This window comes from Nisaea sediminum (assembly GCF_014904705.1).
In the GTDB taxonomy this organism is placed as follows: Bacteria; Pseudomonadota; Alphaproteobacteria; order Thalassobaculales; family Thalassobaculaceae; genus Nisaea; species Nisaea sediminum.
In genome coordinates this window covers 827,184-845,013 of record NZ_JACZCQ010000003.1, presented here as the reverse complement: position 1 = coordinate 845,013, position 17,830 = coordinate 827,184, and the positions used below count along the sequence as shown (strand labels likewise).

Below are 17,830 nucleotides of genomic sequence, written 5' to 3'. Positions count from 1 at the left end.
GCAAAAGCCCATGCGCGAATACAGGTGGCATGCTGGGAAAAGCGAAGGGCCCGCCGCGAACGGGTCGCGGCGGCCTCTTTCTGGGGTAGGGGGCCCCGTTTATCCGGTCAGCTGCAGCCCGATGTTCCGCCGCAGGTGTCGCATTTCAGGCAGGTGCCGTTGCGCACCAGGGTGAAGTTGCCGCATTCGCCGCAGCTTTCGCCCTCGTAGCCCTTGATGCGGGCCTCGCGGATCCGGTTCAGCTTTTCGTCCACCGCATCCATGACCGTTTCAGAGACGGTGACCGATGCCGACTTCTCGATCGTCGTGGTCACGGTCGCGGCCTGCGTCGTGGCGGCCATCACCGGCTGGGCGTTGTCGGTGCCGGTCGCCTTGACCGTCTGCGACTGGCCGCCCTGCAGCACCACGAGGTTCTTGCGGACGTAACCGCGGCTGGTGATGGTGCCGACCTTCTCCATGAGCTGGGCCTTGGCCGCGTCGACCGCGTTCTCGTCGTCGCCGTCGCCGATGCTGTCGGGCAGCAGGTCGTCGGTCTCGACATGGCTGAGGTCGTGGCGGTCGAGATAGGAGATCGCCAGCTCGCGGAAGATGTAGTCGAGGATCGAGGTCGCCATCTTGATCGCGTCGTTGCCGGAGACCATGCCCTGCGGCTCGAAGCGGGTGAAGGTGAAGGCGTCGACATATTCCTCCAGCGGCACGCCGTACTGCAGGCCGATGGACACCGCGATGGCGAAATTGTTCATCAGCGAGCGGAAGGCGGCGCCTTCCTTGTGCATGTCGATGAAGATCTCGCCGAGCTTGCCTTCCTCGTATTCGCCGGTCCGGAGGTAGACCTTGTGACCGCCGACATTGGCCTTCTGGGTGTAGCCCTTGCGGCGGTGCGGCAGGCGGCGGCGTTCGGCGGCGCGCTCGATGATCCGCTCGACGATCCGCTCGGCAACGATCGGGGCCTTCACGGCGGCCGGCGCCTCCAGCAGTTCCTCGAGATCGTCCTCTTCCTCGTCTTCCACCAGGGCGGAGGAGAGCGGCTGGCTCAGCTTGGAGCCGTCGCGATAGAGCGCGTTGGCTTTCAGGCCGAGCTTCCACGAGAGGATATAGGCATCCGAGCAGTCCTGGACCGTCGCCGAATTCGGCATGTTGATGGTCTTGGAGATCGCGCCGGTGATGAAGGGCTGAGAGGCCGCCATCATCCGAATGTGGCTTTCGGTCGAGAGGAACCGCTTGCCGATCCGGCCGCACGGGTTGGCGCAGTCGAACACCGGCAGGTGCTCGTCCTTCAGGCCCGGCGCGCCCTCAAGCGTCATCGCACCGCAGACATAGGTGTTTGTTTCCTCGATCTGCTTTTTGCTGAAACCGAGGCTCTGCAGCATGTCGAAGGAGAGATCGTTCAGCTGTGCGTCGGTGAAGCCGAGCGTGTCGCGGCAGAAATCCTCTCCGAGGGTCCACTTGTTGAAAGCGAACTTGATGTCGAAGGCGCTGGCGACCGCGTCCTGCACCGCCTTCACCTGGGCATCGCCGAAGCCTTTCGCCTTGAGGCTTTCCGGGTTGATGCCCGGGGCACCTTCAAGCGTTCCGTGACCGACCGCGTAGCGGATCATCTCCTCGATCTGATCTTCCTCGTAGCCGAGGTTGCGGAGCGCTTCCGGCACGATGCGGTTGATGATCTTGAAGTAGCCGCCGCCGGCGAGCTTCTTGAACTTCACCAGGGCGAAGTCCGGCTCGATGCCGGTGGTGTCGCAATCCATGACCAGGCCGATGGTGCCGGTCGGGGCGATCACCGTGGTCTGGGCGTTGCGGTAGCCGTGCGTCTCGCCGAGTTCGAGCGCCGCGTCCCAGGCCGCGATCGCGGCCGCGTTGAGCGCGGTGTTGGGGCTCTTCGAGGCGTCGAGCGGCACCGGATTGATCGCGATGTCCTCGTAGCCGGTCTCTTCGCCATAGGCCGCCCGGCGGTGGTTGCGGATGACCCGCAGCATGTGCGCCGCGTTCGGCTCGTATTCCGGGAAGGTGCCGAGCTGGCCGGCCATTTCCGCCGAGGTCTTGTAGGCGATGCCGGTCATCAGGGCGCTGATCGCGCCGCAGAGTTCGCGGCCCTCGTCGCTGTCATAGGAGAAGCCGCTCGCCATCAGCAGGCCACCGATATTGGCGAAGCCGAGGCCAAGGGTCCGGAAGTCATAGGACAGCTTGGCGATTTCCTTCGACGGGAACTGCGCCATCAGCACGGAGATCTCGAGCGTGATGGTCCAGATCCGGGTGGCGTGCTCGAAGGCCTCGATATCGAAGCTGCCGTCCTCGTGCCGGAACTGCATCAGGTTCATCGAAGCGAGGTTGCAGGCCGTGTCGTCGAGGAACATGTATTCCGAGCACGGGTTGGATGCGTTGATCCGTCCCGAGGCTGGGCAGGTGTGCCACTCGTTGATCGTGGTGTCGTACTGGATCCCCGGATCGGCGCAGGACCAGGCCGCGTTGGAGACCTTGTCCCAGAGCTCGGCCGCATTCACGGACTTGGCGACCTTGCCGTCGGTGCGGCGGATGAGGTCCCAGTTCTTGCCCTCCGCGACGGCTTCGAGGAAGTCGTTTGTGACGCGGATCGAGTTGTTCGAGTTCTGGCCGGAAACGGTGAGATAAGCCTCGCTGTCCCAGTCGGTGTCGTAGGTCGGGAACTCGATGGCGGTGTAGCCCTGCTCGGCGAACTGGATGACCCGCTGGACGTAGTTCTCCGGGATCATGACCTTGCGGGCGGCCTTGATGGCCTTTTTCAGCGCCGGATTCTGCTTCGGATCGAAGCGGGCCTCGCCCTCGACACCCTCGGCGTCACGGCAGGCGACCATCACTTCGTTCATGTGCTTCTGAGCGAGTTTGGAGCCGGCGACGAGGGAGGCGACCTTCTGCTCCTCGATCACCTTCCAGTCGATGTATTTCTCGATGTCCGGATGATCGATGTCGACGGTGACCATCTTCGCCGCACGGCGGGTGGTGCCGCCGGACTTGATGGCGCCGGCCGCACGGTCGCCGATCTTCAGGAAACTCATCAGGCCGGAGGACTTGCCGCCGCCGGAAAGCGATTCACCCTCGCCGCGCAGGCGGGAGAAGTTTGAGCCGGTGCCGGAGCCGTATTTGAAGAGCCGCGCTTCGCGGACCCAGAGGTCCATGATGCCACCCTCGTTCACCAGATCGTCGCTGACGCCCTGGATGAAGCAGGCATGGGGCTGCGGATGCTCGTAGGCCGACTTGGAGCGGACCAGCTTGCCGGTCTTGTAGTCGACATAATGGTGACCCTGGGCCGGACCGTCGATCCCGTAGGCCCAGTGCAGGCCGGTATTGAACCACTGGGGGGAGTTCGGGGCCGCCATCTGCCGGCAAAGCATATGGCACATTTCTTCGTAGTAGGTCTTGGCGTCGGCTTCGCTGTCGAAATAGCCGCCCTTCCAGCCCCAGTAAGTCCAGGTGCCGGCAAGACGGTTGAAGACCTGCTTGGCGCTGGATTCGCCGACCGAGCGCTCGGCTTCCGGCAGTTTCGCCAGGGCCTTCTCGTCGGGCTGCATGCGCCAGAGCCACGAGGGAACGTCATTCTCCTCGAACGGCTTCAGCTTTGCGGGGATGCCGGCCTTGCGGAAATACTTTTGCGCCAGGATATCGCAGGCCACCTGCGACCAATCCGCGGGCACTTCGATATCGCTGTTCTGGAACACAACGGAGCCGTCCGGATTCCGGATCTCGCTGCTGGTCTTCCTGAACTTAATACCCGCGTAAGGACCCTTCTTCGCGTCCGTAAACCGGCGATCAATTCTCATGCTTGGAACCCCCCGTTCCGTCAGTCAGTGGCGTTGAGCGCAGACGCCACAAGATCTTGTGGCCAAGGGTTGGGACGATACCGGATTTGGGTTCCTTGAAGCAATGATAAATGAACCGCAGAGGGGGAAAAAATGAATGTTGTGTGAGATTTCGCAGATTTCCGCCGATCACAGGTTTCGTGCGGCGATATGAAAGTAAAATAGAAGTAAAGTTAAAGTAATTCCACCAATCATAATTGGCGAATTTGCGAAAAGCGTATCTTGTTCCGATCATGCATTGCAGATCGGCGGATCGAAGTCTCAAAGCAATGTTCGAGCTTCGCTTTTCTGTCTGAAGGCCCGTGCCAAGCCGTCTCAACAAATAATGCCGTCATCGGGCCCGAGGATCAACACATTTTGTGCGTCGAATTGTCATAAAATCTACATCTAGTGGCTCAGTGCGGGTTTCCGGACTTTACCGCGCGAATGGGGGGAGAGAGCGGTCTGCGGCCCTTGCCTGATGTTCCGTATCTGTGGCTCACTTCACCGCGCTGTACCGGCCGGTCGGCACAAGATCTTGATGAGGAGTGGTTTCATGGATCCGGCAATCTGGCTCGCGTTCGCCGCAGCCTCCTCAGTCATGCTCGCCATTCCAGGGCCGACGGTGATGATGGTTGCGAGCTACGCAATGTCGCGAGGAAGAGACACTGGCTGGGCGACGGTTCCCGGAGTGGCGCTCGGCGACCTGACGGCGATGACCGTTTCGCTGGCCGGCGCCGGCGCGGTGCTCGCCGCCTCGGCTGACCTCTTCACGATCCTCAAGCTCGCCGGCGCTGCCTATCTCGTCTGGCTCGGCATCCAGCTCTGGCGGAGCAAACCTGAGCTTGCCGCCGCACCGGTGTCGAACGGACGACGCGACTGGGCCAAGATGTTCGCGAATGCCTATGTCGTCACCGCGCTCAATCCGAAGGGAATCGTCTTCTTCGTCGCCTTCGTTCCGCAATTCGTCGATCCGGCGCGGCCGCTGCTGGCCCAGTTCGTGATCCTGATCGCGACCTTCGTCATCCTCGGCGCCATCAATGCCGCTTTCTGGGCGGTCATGGCCGGGACCATGCGCAGCCGCTTTTCAAGTACGCGCGCGCTCCGGCTGGTCAACCGCCTGGGCGGAAGCGCGATGATCGGCGCCGGCCTTCTGACGGCGATGACGCGGCGCGCGGCAAGCTAGACAGACATTCAAACCAAGAAACCCAAGGGAGACCCTTCATGCCGATTCTTCGTTACAAGGCCGACTACCGGCCGCTCGACGCTGCGACTCTTGAGCGCTGGAAGGGTGTGCCGCCGGCGGTCGCGGGCGACTGCATGAATCGCATGAATTGTATGGCGGGACGCGTGTCGCCACTGCATCCGGACATGCGGATCGTCGGCCATGCCCGCACGATCTCGGTCATGGCCGGCGACAATCTCTGCGTCCATGCGGCGATTCCATTGATGCGGCCGGGGGAGATCATCGTGATCGATGCCGGCGGCAATCCGGACGTCGCCATTATCGGAGAGATCCTGGTGACGGCGGCAAAGCTCAAGGGCGTGGCCGGATTCGTCATCGACGGCGCGGCGCGGGACGTGGCGGATCTGCGTAATGGCGATATCCCCGTCTTCGCCTCGGCCTCGGTACCGGCGGGGCCGCACAAGGGCTTCGGCGGCTCGATCGACGGTCCGATCTCCTGCGGCGGCGTTCCGGTCCGCACCGGCGACCTTATTCTGGGAGACGCGGACGGCGTTACCGTGGTGCCGCTGCATCAGGCCGCGGCGATCCTGGAAGTGGGCGAGGCGCATGTGCGCAAAGAGACGGACATGCTTGCGAAACTGGCGGCCGGGACGACCACGGCGGAGATGCTGGGGATCGAGATTCCCGAAGTGAATGCGGAATGACCCCCGTGCGGCGCGTCTGACTGGACGTCGCGCCGCAGCAATGACATATTCCGCCAACGTCTTGACGCATATGACGGGTAGGTTTGGTCGATGAATATCGGCACGGCAATTTACACATGGCTGAACGGCCGCGAGGTCGGGCAGGACACGTTCGGAAACCGTTACTACGAACACAAGTCCGAGCCCGCGCGGGGATACCGCCGCAAGCGCTGGGTGATCTACAAGGGCCTCGACGAGGCCTCGAAGGTCCCGGCGGAATGGCATGCCTGGCTGCACTACACGGCGGAAGCACCGCTGCCGACGGACCAGGGGTTCGAGTGGCAGAAGGAACATCTGCCGAACCTGACCGGCACCCGCTATGCGTACCGGCCGCCGGGGCATGTGCTTGAGGGCGGCAAGCGCGCGCCCGCGACGGGCGACTACGAGGCCTGGACACCGAACTGACGGCACTCCGCCGCGCACGTCCCTGCGGGCCGGCGCTCTATCCAACCCGCCGAGGGAACATGAAGCGCAATACGATCGAAACGGTAATGGGCGCGGTGGTGCTGGTGGTTGCCGGCATCTTCATGGCGTTCGCCTACGTTTCCGCGGACCTGAAAACCGGCGGCGGCTATACCGTCATCGCGACCTTCAACAAGGTCGCGGGGCTCGCCGTCGGCGGCGATGTCCGGATGAGCGGCATCAAGATCGGCACGATCGTCAGCCAGAAACTCGACAAGGAAACCTTCCTTGCCGAGGTCACCATGAATATCCGGGACGATATCGAGCTGCCGCTCGACAGCGCGGCGGCGATCTCAAGCGAGAGCCTGCTTGGCGGGAACTATCTCGAGATCATCCCCGGCGGCGATCCGGACACGATCAAGGACGGCGGTAAGATCGAGTACACGCAGGATCCGGTGGACATCGTGCAGCTGATTGGAAAGTTCATCTTCTCGGCCGGCGAGGTCGCGGACAAGAAGTAGGCGGTAGCCCGTCGGGACCGATTGCATGAGACTGCCGAAAACCGCCTTGTCATTGGCTGTCGCTGGAGGAATTGCGTGCGGCCTGCCGGCCGCCGCTCAGACCAGTTCGGAACCCCGCGAACCAGCCTGGATCGATCTTCCTGTCGCCGTACTGCAGGGGCTGGACAAGATCACCGCCCGGATTTCCACGTTTGAGATCCCGGTCGACCAGACCGGCCACTTCGGCACCTTCCTCATCACCCCGCGGGCCTGCCGCCAGAAGCCGCCGACAGAGACGCCGGAGAGTGCGGCCTTTCTTGAAATCGATGAGCAGAAGCCGGACGAGGAACAGGCGCGTCTCTTTACCGGCTGGATGTTCGCGTCGAGCCCGGCGCTGAACGCCGTGGAGCATCCCGTCTACGACGTCTGGCTGCTCGAGTGCAGAAGCGCTTCGACGAACGGCCAGTCGTCCGCTCCGGAATAGAACTCCGCCGGCGTCTTCAGCGCTTCTGCCAACATGTCCCGGTATTGCTCCCGCGGCACTTCGACCGCTCCGAACTGCTGCAGATGGTCGGTGATGAACTGGCTGTCGAGCAGTGTGAATCCCGACGCTTTCAGGCGCGCGACGAGGTGGACCAGCGCGACCTTGCTCGCGTTCGGCTCGCGGCTGAACATGCTTTCCCCGAAGAACGCGGCCCCGAGGGCGACGCCGTAAAGCCCGCCGACCAGCTTTCCGTCCCGCCAGCATTCGATGCTATGGCCGTAGCCCATCTCGTGGAGCGAGAGATAGAGGCGGAAGATCTCGTCGTTTATCCAGGTATCCGGGCGTTCCAGACGGGGCTCTGAACAGCCTTCGAGGACGGCCTTGAAATCCGTGTCGCAGCGAACCTCGAAGCGGCGGCGGCGTATTTCCTTACGCAGGCTGCGTGAAACATGGAACGCGTCAAGCGGTAGAATTCCGCGTTTGTCCGGATCGACGAAAAACGTGCGGGTGTCGTTGCGGCTTTCCGCCATCGGGAAGACCCCGATGGCGTAGGCCTGGAGCAGCAATTCGGGCCGCAATTGCGACATCGTGCCTGAGCCTCCTCATCGCCCTTACGGACGCTCCACCGGAAAGGGGGAACTCCCTAGCCGGCGAGGAAAACCTTCTCAAGCCAGTGTATGTCGTATTCGCCGTTGATGAAATCGGGAGCCTTCGACAGGTCCTGGTGCAGGGGCACTGTCGTCTCGACATTGGCGATGACGATCTCGTCCAAAGCCCTGCGCAGCCGCAGCAAACACTCGTTCCGGTTGGAGCCATGCACGATCAGTTTTGCGATCAGGCTGTCGTAGTAGGGCGGGATCCGGTAGCCGGCATAAAGCGCCGAATCGACACGTACGCCGAGGCCGCCCGGTGCGTGATAATCCGTAACCTGTCCCGGAGACGGAAGGAACGTCCTCGGGTTCTCGGCGTTGATCCGGCACTCGATCGAATGGCCGTTGAGCTGGATGTCGTCCTGGGTAAAGGAGAGCGCCGCGCCGGAGGCGATCTGGATCTGTTCCCGTACCAGGTCGATGCCGGTGATCATCTCGGTGATCGGGTGCTCGACCTGCAGGCGGGTATTCATCTCGATGAAGAAGAATTCACCGTTCTCGTAGAGGAACTCGAGGGTCCCGAGGCTGCGGTAGTTCATCTTCGCGCAGGCATTGGCCGCGATCTCGCCGATCTTCGCGCGTGCGGCCGCGTTCAGGGCCGGCGAGGGAGCCTCCTCGAGGACCTTCTGGTGGCGGCGCTGCAGCGAACAGTCGCGCTCGCCGAGATGGACCACGTGGCCCTTGCCGTCACCGACGATCTGTACCTCGATATGGCGCGGCTTGCCGAGGTAGCGCTCCATGTAGACTTCGTCATTGCCGAAGGCGGCGCCGGCCTCGCGCCGCGCCATGGTATAAGCCTCGGCGACATCCTCGGGCTTGTGCGCGATCTTCATGCCGCGCCCGCCGCCGCCGGCCGTCGCCTTGATCAGCACGGGGTAACCGATCTCCTCGGCGGCGGCGCGGGCCGCGTCCACGGAGTCGACCGGCCCGTCGGAGCCGGGAACGCACGGAATGCCGAGCGCCTTGACCGTCCGCTTGGCGATGATCTTGTCGCCCATGTCGCGGATATGCTGCGGAGACGGCCCGATGAAGACGAAGCCGTGTGCTTCGACGATCTCGGCGAAATCGGCGTTCTCTGAGAGGAAGCCGACACCCGGGTGGATCGCGTCCGCGCCGGTCACTGTCGCGGCTGTGAGGATCGCCGGGATATTGAGATAGCTGTCCTTGGAGGCCGGCGGGCCGATGCAGACGCTCTCGTCCGCAAGCCGCACATGCATGGCGTCCGCATCGGCGGTGGAGTGAACCGCGACGGTCCGGATGCCCATTTCCCGGCAGGCCCGGTGGATCCGCAGGGCCACGTCGCCGCGGTTGGCGATGAGGACTTTTTCGAACATTCCGGCTCCGGCCACTTATTCGATGACGATCAGCGGTTCGCCGAATTCAACCGGCTGCCCGTTCTGGATCAGGACTTCCTTCACCGTTCCGGCGCGCGGCGCGGGGATCGGGTTCATGACTTTCATCGCCTCGACGATCATCAGCGTCTGGCCTTCAGAGACCTTCGAACCCACGGAGACGAACGGCGCGGAATCGGGATCCGGCCCGAGATAGGCGGTTCCGACCATCGGCGATTTGACGGCGTTTGCATTCACCGCGGCCGGCGCGGGCTGCGCCGCCGGCGCTGCGGCGGCGACCGGGGCCGGGGCTACCGTCGCGGCCACCGCCTGCGTTGCCGGCCGGGCGACACGGATGCGCCAGTCGTCGGTCGCGTATTCCAGCTCTCCGAGGCCGGTTTCTTCCAGCAGCTTCGCGAGCTTTTTCACCAGTTTGCTATCAATGTCGTGCGACAAAGGGGTCTCCGGTTTCGTTCAATTTCGATCGAGAAGCCGCGCCATGGCGTCGAGGGCGAACAGGTAGCCCTGAGTCCCGAGGCCGACGATGACGCCTTCGGCGACGGCGGAAATGTAGGAGTGATGCCGGAATGCCTCGCGCCGGTGAATGTTCGAGATATGCACCTCGATCACCGGCAGTTCCGCAACCCTCAGGGCGTCGTGGATCGCGACCGACGTGTGGGTGTATGCGCCGGCATTGATGATGATCCCGGCCGCGCTGTCGCGCGCCTGCTGGATGATCGTCACCATTTCGCCTTCGAAGTTCGACTGCCGGAAATCGACCGACAGGTCCAGCGCCGCCGCGCGTTCGGCACACATTGCCTCGACGTCGTCCAGCGTCTCGGCTCCATAGACTTCGGGCTCACGGGTCCCGAGCATGTTCAGATTCGGGCCGTTGAGGATCAGGATTTCCGGGCGTTCGGACACGTTGCTCGCCTGCTTGTCAGTTTCGAGCGTTATATCATGCGGGGTTTGTGACGCAATCGGAACCGGTTGCCCGGCAGGAGCTAAAATTCCAGATCAGAGGAGAACATGGTCACCACGGGATTACTGACCTTTACGCGCACGCCCTCACAATTGTAGGTCGCCTGATGTACGGTGGCCGAATACCGGTCTGATTCGAGGAGCGAGCCGGTCACCTTGGTGCAGCCAAGGATCGTGTCATGCGCGCCGTTCTCACCCGTAATCGGAAGAAACAGCCTCTGGACCAGGACATGACGTTTGTCGTGCAGGGTTTGCGGCGCGATCGTGTGCAGGAGGTTTCCCGACTCAAGGCACTGATCGAGTCTGGCGCGCAGTGCGTTGGCCGTCTTCTGTGAGAGGAAATCTTTCAGCGACCGGCCTCGCAAGCCTTGTCCATAGAGCGTGTTCACGGCTTCGCCTACCAGCCGGTAGCGGTAGCAATTTGATTCGGGGACTTTCTCGCAGAGCCAGACGAAGGGCAGCGCCGATCCAAGTTCGATGGGTTCAATCGATTTTCGTGCGGGAAAACGCGCATCGCCGCGCCAGGCAAACCACCGCTCCACCAACTTGGATAGCGTCGCGTCGGTGACATCCTCCAGGATCTGGTTCATGTTCCCAGCACTCTTGATCGGCCCCTGTTATATTCCCGCATGACTGCAAGACTAGGTTTTAGATTTCCGATAGCATGACGTAATGGTTGTGGCAATGGTTCCGCTGCAAAGATGATCAAAAGTGAACCTATCATATCTCAATGCTCACAGAAATGATTTGCCGGTCATCTTTTCTGCTCTTTTTGTCAATTTTTCCAACAATTTTATTAAATCCGCCTTTTCTTTTTCTGTAAGGGCAGAGGTTAGAAATGCTTCTCGGTCGAGAGCCATTGGCACGATATGGTTGTAGATGGATTGCCCTGTCTCTGAAAGGGACAGCGTGGACTTCCGCCGGTCGTCCGGATCGGTCCGGCGCAGGATATGTCCGGACTTCGAAAGTTTTGCTGCGGCTCTGCTGACCTGGACCTTGTCCATGGCCGCGCGTCCGCGAATGTCGTTCGCCGTCATCGGGCCGCCGCTTCCGAGTATGGCGATCAGGCGCCACTCCGGAATGCTTATGTCGAACTCGGCCTCATAGAGTTTCTGGATGCTGCGCGATACCAGCGAGGATAGCAGCGCCAGACGGTAAGGCAGGAAAGCATCCAGCGCGAAAGCGCCGGCGGAAATGCCGTCGCGGCTGGATTTCCGCCCGTCAGAGGTCGCTTGACTTTCCACCCGCGTTCCTTAAATGGTTTCAATTGAAACTAATTATCTCGACTGCTCAGACGTTCCTTGCTCGGTGAATCCCTGTCAAGGCGGATGACGTCGAAGCGAGAGGAGGAGACAGCATGGCGTCCAAGACACTTCCCCCGGTTCCGGGCGGTTCAAACGAGAATCCGATGGCCACAGACGGTTTCGAGTTTATCGAGTACACAGCGCCGGATCCGAAGTTGCTGACAGACCTGTTCCTTTCGCTCGGCTTTACGGCCGTAGCCCGGCACCGCTCGAAGGACGTGACGCTGTTCCGGCAGGGCGGCGTCAATTTCATCGTCAATGCCGAACCGGACAGTTTCGCCCAGTCCTTTGCCAAAGTTCATGGACCGTCCTGCTGTGCCATCGCCTTCAGAGTGAAGGATGCGGCCGCCGCTTACGAACGTGCGGTCAAGCTCGGCGCCAAGCCGTTCGAAGGCAAGGTCGGGCCGATGGAGCTCAATATCCCGGCCATCCACGGGATCGGCGACAGTCTGATCTATCTCGTCGACCGCTATGGTGAGCATTCGATCTATGATGTCGATTTCGTGCCGCTGGAAAATGTGGAGCAATCGCCGGCGGGCGCCGGGTTCACCTGCGTCGACCATCTGACGCACAACGTCCATCGCGGACGCATGGATGTCTGGGCCGGGTTTTACGAAAAGCTCTTCAATTTCCGCGAGATCCGCTATTTCGATATCGAAGGTAAACTCACCGGCCTGAAATCCCGCGCGATGACCAGCCCGTGTGGCAAGATCCGGATTCCGATCAACGAGTCGGCGGACGACAAGTCGCAGATCGAGGAATATCTGCATGCGTACAAGGGCGAAGGCATCCAGCATATCGCGCTCGCGACCGACGATATCTTCGCAAGCGTGGAGCGTCTGAAGTCGGCTGGCACCACCTTCATGGACCCGCCGCCCGCCACATACTACGAGATGCTGGATGAGCGCCTGCCGGACCACGGCGAGGATGTCGAGCGGATGAAGCAGCATGGGATTCTGATCGATGGCGCGCCGACGGAGAATGGCGGCCTCCTTCTGCAGATCTTCACCTCGACGGTGATCGGCCCGATCTTTTTCGAGCTGATCCAGCGCAAGGGCGATGAGGGATTCGGAGAGGGGAACTTCCGGGCACTGTTCGAATCCATCGAGCAGGATCAGGTCAAGCGCGGCGTTCTCGAGGCTTAAAAAACTAAAAAACGCGTCGCTTGACCGGTGGCGGGTTTCGGCCTTGGGTTACTGGACAGCGCGTCGGCTAATTTTATGACACGCGTCCGTTTTTTCAGTCTGGAGCCCCCATGCCTGCCTGCATTTCTGACTGCGCGTCGCGCGCACCCGGGTACGCTACATGACATATGTGGCGTACCCGGGTGCGCGGCAGACCGCCACCCGGGTCTTCGTAATATTATGCGCTTTCCTCACGCTGGTGCAGATCAACCGGGTCGGCGGCGGGGTGATTGCGAACGGGCTGATCGAGCAGCGTGGAATATCGCCGGCGGCGCTCGGCGGAATCATCGGCGCTATGTCGCTCGCGGCCGCTGCGGTGCAGATCCCGATGGGGGTTCTGTTCGATCGCCACGGGGCCCGTCTGACGACGTCGGTCCTGAGCCTGGTCGGTGTATTCGGAATTGCCGTTTTCGCCGTCGCCGAGACCGCGACGACCCTGACCGGCGGGCGGATCATCATCGGGATAGGGCATGCGGGGGCGGTCACGACCGTCTACCTGATTGTCCTCGGCTGGACGACCCCGGACAGGGTCGCGACCATTTCCGCGCGGCTGATCGCGATCTCAGGTGCGCTCAGCGGCGCGCTCGCGACAGCTCCGCTGGCCATCATGCTGCAGAAGTTCGGCTTCACGCAAAGTTTCCTGCTCCTTGCCGCAGCGATCCTGATGCTGACCGCACTGATCTTCTTTTATGTGCGCGACCGCCCGCCGGGAGTCGAGCGTCCGGCCCGGCCCAAGGAAAGTGTCGGCAAGGCATTCTCTGCAATCCTGGAAATGATGAAGGACCGCGATATCCGCGGCACGCTCATCATGGCGAGCTGCTTCGCGGCGCCGTTCGCCACAATCGGCGGACTGTGGGCTGGCCCCTATTTGCGGGACGTTCACGGGCTGGACCAGACCGGCGCAGGTTACGTACTGCTGGTTATGGTCTTGTCTCTGAATACGGGGACGCTGGCCTTCGGTCCGCTCGACCGCATATTCAATTCCCGGAAGAAGGTTGTCCTCGGGAGCTGTGCCGCGATGGTGCTGACGCTTGGCACGCTCGCAATTCTGCCGCATCCGCCGCTCTGGCTTGCCTTGACCATACTGGTCCTGTTCTGTGTGACGTCGCCTTTCTTCGTGGTCCTTGCGGCGCACTGCCGCGGATTCGTTCCGGACTATCTCGCCGGAAGGGCGATCACCTGCATGAGCCTCGTCGGGGTCGGGACGATTTTCGTTACCCAGTGGGTCACCGGGTTCATCGTCGATTATGCCTCCAGTGACGCAAGCGTTGCCTATCGGCTGGTATTCGCGACGGTTGCCGGCCTGATCGTCGTCGCGTCGCTGTTTTACGCCAGGGTCCGGGATATTCCTCCGGCGCCTGCGGCAGCCGAGTAACTCAGCTCTTACGGGCGGCTTCGATCTGCTGAACCAGAGTATCCAGCCCGACGGCGCCCGGAAGGATCTCGTCGCCGATGATGAAGGCCGGCGTGCCGTTCACTCCCAGAGTCCGGGCCAGCATGGTGGCGTCGCGGATGGTCTTTTCGGTTTCCGGCGCCGTCATGTCGGCCTTCAGTTTCTCCATATCGAGACCAACCTCGTGCGCGGTCTGCAGCACCACCTCGTCGCTGAGCCGGCCGCGATAGGCCATCAGAGCGAGATGAAATTCTCGATAGGCGCCCTGATTGCGTGCGGCGACCGACGCCCTGGCGGCGGTTACCGAAGCGGGGCCGAGGATGGGGAATTCCTTCATCACCCAGCGCACGTTCGGATCCTGCTTCAGCAGCTGCATTACCGGTTCGACCATGCGCTTGCAATAGCCGCACTGATAATCGAAGAACTCCACGACGGTTATGTCGCCGTCCGGATTGCCGAGCACCGGATCGTTCGGGTTTGCCACGAGCTCGGCCTGCAGTTGGCCGAGAGCCAGTCGCTGCTGTTCCTTTTCGGCGGCTTCCTGGCGCTGCTGCATCGCGTTCAGCGACTCAACGATCACCTCCGGATGCTTCAGAATGTAGTCGCGGATCGCTGCGTCCAGAGCCTCTTTCTGTGTCTCGGAGAAGGGATCCGTGGCGAGCACAGGCGCGCTGCCGAGAGTGACGGCGACAGCGGCTGCGGCGGCCAGTTTGGTCATGTTTCTCAGAGCTGGAAGTCGCGAGGAGGCCATGCGCCGTGCCTTTCCGGTTTGGGTTCGGGACGCGGACTTTGATCCGGAACGTACCGGCATGCAACCCACGTTCACGTTATGCATCCGGGCTCAGCGCGTCTTGCGTTCGCGGTCGCGCGGCGTTGATAGTTGCTCGATATCCGTCGCCCGGAGCCACGCTTCCGTATTCGGCCGCAGTTTCTGCTTGGCCCGGTTTGCCTGCAGGGCCGCGTCCCGTTCGCGTCCCGACCTGTAGGCTTCTTCGGCCAGGGCCAGGGCGGACATGCCATGGTCTCCGTTGCGGCCATACGCGATCGCAAGCTGGCGCCAAGCGAATGTCGAGCTCGGCATTTCCTGTACAACCCTTTCAAGGTGCGTCTGCGCTTCGGCGCTGGCTTGCGGGCCCTCGCGCGCAAGCAGAACCCGGGCGAGCTCGAGCTGGATGCGCGGCGCTTCCGGAAGCAATTCATGGGCGGCGCGGTAGGCCCCCTCTGCTTCTTCGGGCTTTCCCGCCTCGAACAGGATCTGGCCCTTGAGTTCGTGGAAATACGGGTCCTTCGGATACTCCTCGAGCAGACCGTCGACCATCGTGACGGCCTTGTTCATGTCCGGCAGCCGGTAGGTCGCGATGGCACGGGCGTATCGCGCCTCCAGCGAGGTGTCGCTCTCCTCGTAGTCGCGGAAAGTTCGCGCGGGGCTGCGGATGAAACCCTTCAGTTTGGCGACCATGCGCCGGTGTTTGATCTGCAGGTCGTCGGACAACTTCGCGTCGGAGAAGCGCGAGTTCGCGACATGCGATTCGACGAAGGAAATCCGGTCCTGGGTCAGCGGGTGCGTGCTGGCATAGGGCGAGCGGCTGCGGCCGCTAAGGAGTTCCTGCCCGCTCAGGGTGGAGAGAAACTCGAGCATGCCCTTTGAGGATTCGCGGTTGGCGTCGAGAAAGCGGACCGCGGCCTGGTCCGCCGCGGATTCCTGCGTCCGGCTGTAGGAGAGCAGGGAGTCCTGGACCGCCGCCTGGCTGCCCTTGAAGATCGCACCCGCGGCATCGCCGCGGCCGGTCGCAAGCGCCGCGCCGGCGCCGAGAATGATCCCCAGCAGAGCGTTCTGGCTGGCATTGCGAAGGGCCTCGCCCGTGCGCGCCAGATGCCCGCCGGCGATGTGCCCGGTTTCATGCGCGATCACGCCTAGGAGCTGTTCCGGCGTTTCGGTCGCCATCAGGAGTCCGGTATGGAAGAAGATGTTCTGCCCGCCCGCGACGAAGGCGTTCAGCGTGTCGTCATTGATGAGGTAGATATCGATCGCGGAGGGCGACAGACCGGCCGCCTGGAAGACCGGCGTGGCCAGTTCGCGGATATAGAACTCGATCTCGGTGTCGGTCACATAGGAGCGTGCGTCGGCCGTCCGGTGCGCTCCGGCAAGAAACACGAGGGCGGTCACCAGCGCAATTAGATGCTTGCCAACGCGGGCTTTGCACTTCATGGATTTCGGTCCGAGCCTGTTGGTGCGGTGCGCATGAGAATCTAATGTGCGCGCCCCAAGGGGGGCATTCAATAGCCGGCGGCAAATTGAGGGGAAGTTATGTTTCGTAAATCCGTGCCTTTGGCATTGGCGATGTGCGCCGGTTTGCTCTCGGGTTGCGCGAGCGAAGAGGTTGTCCAGGTCACGGAAGGTTTTTTCGGCGCGATTGCCGTTGACGAGCCGCGCGCGGCGCTGGTCGCGCAGGATGTGCTCGTCGAGGGCGGCAATGCCGCTGACGCCGCGGTTTCGACCTTCTTTACCCTGGCCGTCACGCTGCCGTCTTCAGCGGGTCTCGGCGCGAGCGGGAAGTGCGTCGTGTTCGACCCGCAAAGCAGGCGCTTCGAACAGCTTTCGTTCCTGCCTCGGCCGGTTTCGGACCAGCCGGATGGGGTCGCCGTTCCGATCGGCCCGCGGGCGATGTTCGCGCTGCATGCCAGATACGGCCGGCTGCCGTTCGGCCAATTGATCGGCGATGCGGAGCAACTGGCCCGTTTCGGCGATATCGTCTCGCGCCGTCTTGCCGAAGATCTCGCACGTGATGGCGCGGTCCTCGGCGGCGGCGCGTCCGAATTGCTGGCCCCGTCGGGTGCTGTCCTGGGTGCGGGTGCGCCGCTGGTCCAGCTCGATCTTGCCGGAACCCTGAGCCGGTTGCGCATTGCCGGCGTGGGAGATCTCTATACCGGCCAGCTCGCCAAGCGTTATGCCCAAGGCGCCCAGGCGCTTGGATATACGGCCGATCTGGCCCGTATGAGGCAGGAAGTTCCGTTCTGGTCTGCCGCTGCCGGGGTCGAGTTCGACAATCATCTCTGGGCCGTTGCCGCCGGCCGGGTCGAGGACGAAGCGCTGCTGGCGAAGACGCTCTCGATTGCCTTTCACGAGGCAGACTGGTCTCCCGCGCCAAGCGATGCAGACCCGGTCATGATTGCGGAGATGCAGGTGCGCGCCGCGAACGCGGTTGCCGCTGGCAACATGGATGCGAGCGACGACGAGGCCGAGCGGCTGTTCGGCGGCTTCCGTCCGGACACGCCGCGCAGCCGGGCCGTTCCGGCGGCGGTCTCCCTCTTCGGAGGCCGATCCCATTCGGGCGCGACCAGCTTCTCGATCACCGACAAACGCGGTCTCTCCGTCGGCTGCGCGCTGACCATGAATTCCGCGTTCGGAACCGGGAAGGTGCTGCCCGAAATGGGAATGCTGGCGGCTCCGGCCCGTCCGGGCGGCGAGGCGCCGCTGGCGGCCGCGGTGATCGCAGGCAATAACAAGGCCTGGCAGGTCCACATGACCGCAATGGCGACCGGCGGCCGGCAGGTGGTCTCCGCGCTCGCTCCGGTCATCGCGCGCCACTATGTGGGGAAGCAGGCGGCGACGGCTGCCGTCGCGGCTCCACGCTCCCATTATGATCCGGCATCGGACGTGCTGCTCGCCGAGCAGAGCCTGTCGCAAGGGGCGGCAAACGTGGCCGCTGCCGCGGGCTATCAGGTCCGTACGGCGGATCAGCCGATCGCAGCGGTGCGTCTGTTCCGCTGCAATGGCGGTCTGCCGCGGAGCGAACTCGACTGCGGCGTTGCGGACGACCCGCGCGGCCGCGGGTTGATGCTTTACGAAGCCGTCAAGTAGC

At 62.7% G+C, this 17,830-nt stretch carries 17 protein-coding genes; 8 read left to right on the top strand and 9 right to left on the bottom strand.

The genetic code is table 11. The features are described from left to right. Nucleotides 1–107: 107 nt before the first annotated feature. Entirely contained in the window at nucleotides 108–3,791 is a 3,684-nt protein-coding gene (locus tag IG122_RS09060; protein WP_193182595.1) for a vitamin B12-dependent ribonucleotide reductase, read from the bottom strand. A gap of 574 nt (nucleotides 3,792–4,365) precedes the next feature. On the opposite strand from IG122_RS09060, the gene IG122_RS09055 reads away from it, so the two are divergent. The 5 genes from IG122_RS09055 to IG122_RS09035 all read left to right on the top strand — a co-directional run bounded on the left by IG122_RS09055 (nucleotide 4,366) and on the right by IG122_RS09035 (nucleotide 7,124). Continuing rightward, nucleotides 4,366–4,995, top strand: a complete 630-nt coding sequence (locus tag IG122_RS09055; RefSeq protein WP_193182593.1) for a LysE family translocator — start codon at nucleotides 4,366–4,368, stop codon at nucleotides 4,993–4,995. A gap of 38 nt (nucleotides 4,996–5,033) precedes the next feature. Beyond that, a complete protein-coding gene (locus IG122_RS09050; protein ID WP_193182591.1) occupies nucleotides 5,034–5,699 on the top strand; it encodes an RraA family protein in 666 nt (221 codons plus the stop codon). A 90-nt stretch (nucleotides 5,700–5,789) separates the two neighbouring features. Continuing rightward, on the top strand, nucleotides 5,790–6,143 hold the full coding sequence (locus tag IG122_RS09045; RefSeq protein WP_193182589.1) for an NADH:ubiquinone oxidoreductase subunit NDUFA12: 354 nt from the start codon (nucleotides 5,790–5,792) through the stop codon (nucleotides 6,141–6,143). A gap of 59 nt (nucleotides 6,144–6,202) precedes the next feature. Beyond that, nucleotides 6,203–6,661: an outer membrane lipid asymmetry maintenance protein MlaD gene (mlaD, locus tag IG122_RS09040; protein WP_193182587.1), complete on the top strand. Its 459-nt coding sequence runs from the start codon at nucleotides 6,203–6,205 to the stop codon at nucleotides 6,659–6,661. Nucleotides 6,662–6,686: 25 nt separating this feature from the next. Further along, nucleotides 6,687–7,124: a DUF2155 domain-containing protein gene (locus IG122_RS09035; protein ID WP_193182585.1), complete on the top strand. Its 438-nt coding sequence runs from the start codon at nucleotides 6,687–6,689 to the stop codon at nucleotides 7,122–7,124. Here the strand turns inward: IG122_RS09035 and aat are convergent. The 6 genes from aat to IG122_RS09005 form a co-directional block, all read right to left on the bottom strand. Next, nucleotides 7,058–7,711, bottom strand: a complete 654-nt coding sequence (aat, locus tag IG122_RS09030; RefSeq protein WP_193182583.1) for a leucyl/phenylalanyl-tRNA--protein transferase — start codon at nucleotides 7,709–7,711, stop codon at nucleotides 7,058–7,060. The two genes, IG122_RS09035 and aat, sit on opposite strands and share 67 nt — an antisense overlap. 56 nt (nucleotides 7,712–7,767) lie before the next feature. After that, on the bottom strand, nucleotides 7,768–9,108 hold the full coding sequence (gene accC, locus IG122_RS09025) for an acetyl-CoA carboxylase biotin carboxylase subunit (protein ID WP_193182581.1): 1,341 nt from the start codon (nucleotides 9,106–9,108) through the stop codon (nucleotides 7,768–7,770). Between the two features lie 15 nt (nucleotides 9,109–9,123). Then, nucleotides 9,124–9,561, bottom strand: a complete 438-nt coding sequence (accB, locus tag IG122_RS09020) for an acetyl-CoA carboxylase biotin carboxyl carrier protein (RefSeq protein WP_193182579.1) — start codon at nucleotides 9,559–9,561, stop codon at nucleotides 9,124–9,126. Nucleotides 9,562–9,579: 18 nt separating this feature from the next. Then, the gene (aroQ, locus tag IG122_RS09015; RefSeq protein ID WP_193182578.1) at nucleotides 9,580–10,029 is read right to left on the bottom strand and encodes a type II 3-dehydroquinate dehydratase; all 450 of its coding nucleotides are present in this window, start codon (nucleotides 10,027–10,029) and stop codon (nucleotides 9,580–9,582) included. Between the two features lie 80 nt (nucleotides 10,030–10,109). After that, nucleotides 10,110–10,676, bottom strand: a complete 567-nt coding sequence (locus tag IG122_RS09010) for a PAS domain-containing protein (RefSeq protein WP_193182576.1) — start codon at nucleotides 10,674–10,676, stop codon at nucleotides 10,110–10,112. A gap of 144 nt (nucleotides 10,677–10,820) precedes the next feature. Then, nucleotides 10,821–11,330, bottom strand: coding sequence for a MarR family winged helix-turn-helix transcriptional regulator (locus IG122_RS09005; protein ID WP_319024844.1), 510 nt, complete (start codon nucleotides 11,328–11,330; stop codon nucleotides 10,821–10,823). Between the two features lie 113 nt (nucleotides 11,331–11,443). Between IG122_RS09005 and hppD the strand changes: the two genes are divergently transcribed. Then, on the top strand, nucleotides 11,444–12,535 hold the full coding sequence (gene hppD / locus IG122_RS09000; protein ID WP_193182574.1) for a 4-hydroxyphenylpyruvate dioxygenase: 1,092 nt from the start codon (nucleotides 11,444–11,446) through the stop codon (nucleotides 12,533–12,535). A gap of 160 nt (nucleotides 12,536–12,695) precedes the next feature. Then, nucleotides 12,696–13,949: an MFS transporter gene (locus IG122_RS08995; RefSeq protein ID WP_193182572.1), complete on the top strand. Its 1,254-nt coding sequence runs from the start codon at nucleotides 12,696–12,698 to the stop codon at nucleotides 13,947–13,949. A 1-nt stretch (nucleotide 13,950) separates the two neighbouring features. Here IG122_RS08995 and IG122_RS08990 read toward each other — a convergent pair whose 3' ends face one another. Together IG122_RS08990 and IG122_RS08985 are read right to left on the bottom strand one after the other, a co-directional pair. Beyond that, the gene (locus tag IG122_RS08990; protein WP_193182570.1) at nucleotides 13,951–14,685 is read right to left on the bottom strand and encodes a DsbA family protein; all 735 of its coding nucleotides are present in this window, start codon (nucleotides 14,683–14,685) and stop codon (nucleotides 13,951–13,953) included. Nucleotides 14,686–14,808: 123 nt separating this feature from the next. Beyond that, complete coding sequence (locus IG122_RS08985) at nucleotides 14,809–16,176, bottom strand: M48 family metalloprotease (RefSeq protein ID WP_193182568.1); 1,368 nt, start codon at nucleotides 16,174–16,176, stop codon at nucleotides 14,809–14,811. Between the two features lie 99 nt (nucleotides 16,177–16,275). Between IG122_RS08985 and IG122_RS08980 the strand changes: the two genes are divergently transcribed. Next, entirely contained in the window at nucleotides 16,276–17,829 is a 1,554-nt protein-coding gene (locus IG122_RS08980; RefSeq protein ID WP_193182566.1) for a gamma-glutamyltransferase, read from the top strand. Nucleotide 17,830 lies beyond the last annotated feature (1 nt).

Coding starts and splice junctions, on each gene's coding strand:
- IG122_RS09060 (WP_193182595.1), bottom strand. CDS start 3,791: ATGAGAATTGATCGCCGGTTTACGGACGCGAAGAAGGGTCCTTACGCG.
- IG122_RS09055 (WP_193182593.1), top strand. CDS start 4,366: ATGGATCCGGCAATCTGGCTCGCGTTCGCCGCAGCCTCCTCAGTCATG.
- IG122_RS09050 (WP_193182591.1), top strand. CDS start 5,034: ATGCCGATTCTTCGTTACAAGGCCGACTACCGGCCGCTCGACGCTGCG.
- IG122_RS09045 (WP_193182589.1), top strand. CDS start 5,790: ATGAATATCGGCACGGCAATTTACACATGGCTGAACGGCCGCGAGGTC.
- mlaD (WP_193182587.1), top strand. CDS start 6,203: ATGAAGCGCAATACGATCGAAACGGTAATGGGCGCGGTGGTGCTGGTG.
- IG122_RS09035 (WP_193182585.1), top strand. CDS start 6,687: ATGAGACTGCCGAAAACCGCCTTGTCATTGGCTGTCGCTGGAGGAATT.
- aat (WP_193182583.1), bottom strand. CDS start 7,711: ATGTCGCAATTGCGGCCCGAATTGCTGCTCCAGGCCTACGCCATCGGG.
- accC (WP_193182581.1), bottom strand. CDS start 9,108: ATGTTCGAAAAAGTCCTCATCGCCAACCGCGGCGACGTGGCCCTGCGG.
- IG122_RS09010 (WP_193182576.1), bottom strand. CDS start 10,676: ATGAACCAGATCCTGGAGGATGTCACCGACGCGACGCTATCCAAGTTG.
- hppD (WP_193182574.1), top strand. CDS start 11,444: ATGGCGTCCAAGACACTTCCCCCGGTTCCGGGCGGTTCAAACGAGAAT.
- IG122_RS08995 (WP_193182572.1), top strand. CDS start 12,696: ATGACATATGTGGCGTACCCGGGTGCGCGGCAGACCGCCACCCGGGTC.
- IG122_RS08990 (WP_193182570.1), bottom strand. CDS start 14,685: ATGACCAAACTGGCCGCCGCAGCCGCTGTCGCCGTCACTCTCGGCAGC.
- IG122_RS08985 (WP_193182568.1), bottom strand. CDS start 16,176: ATGAAGTGCAAAGCCCGCGTTGGCAAGCATCTAATTGCGCTGGTGACC.
- IG122_RS08980 (WP_193182566.1), top strand. CDS start 16,276: ATGTTTCGTAAATCCGTGCCTTTGGCATTGGCGATGTGCGCCGGTTTG.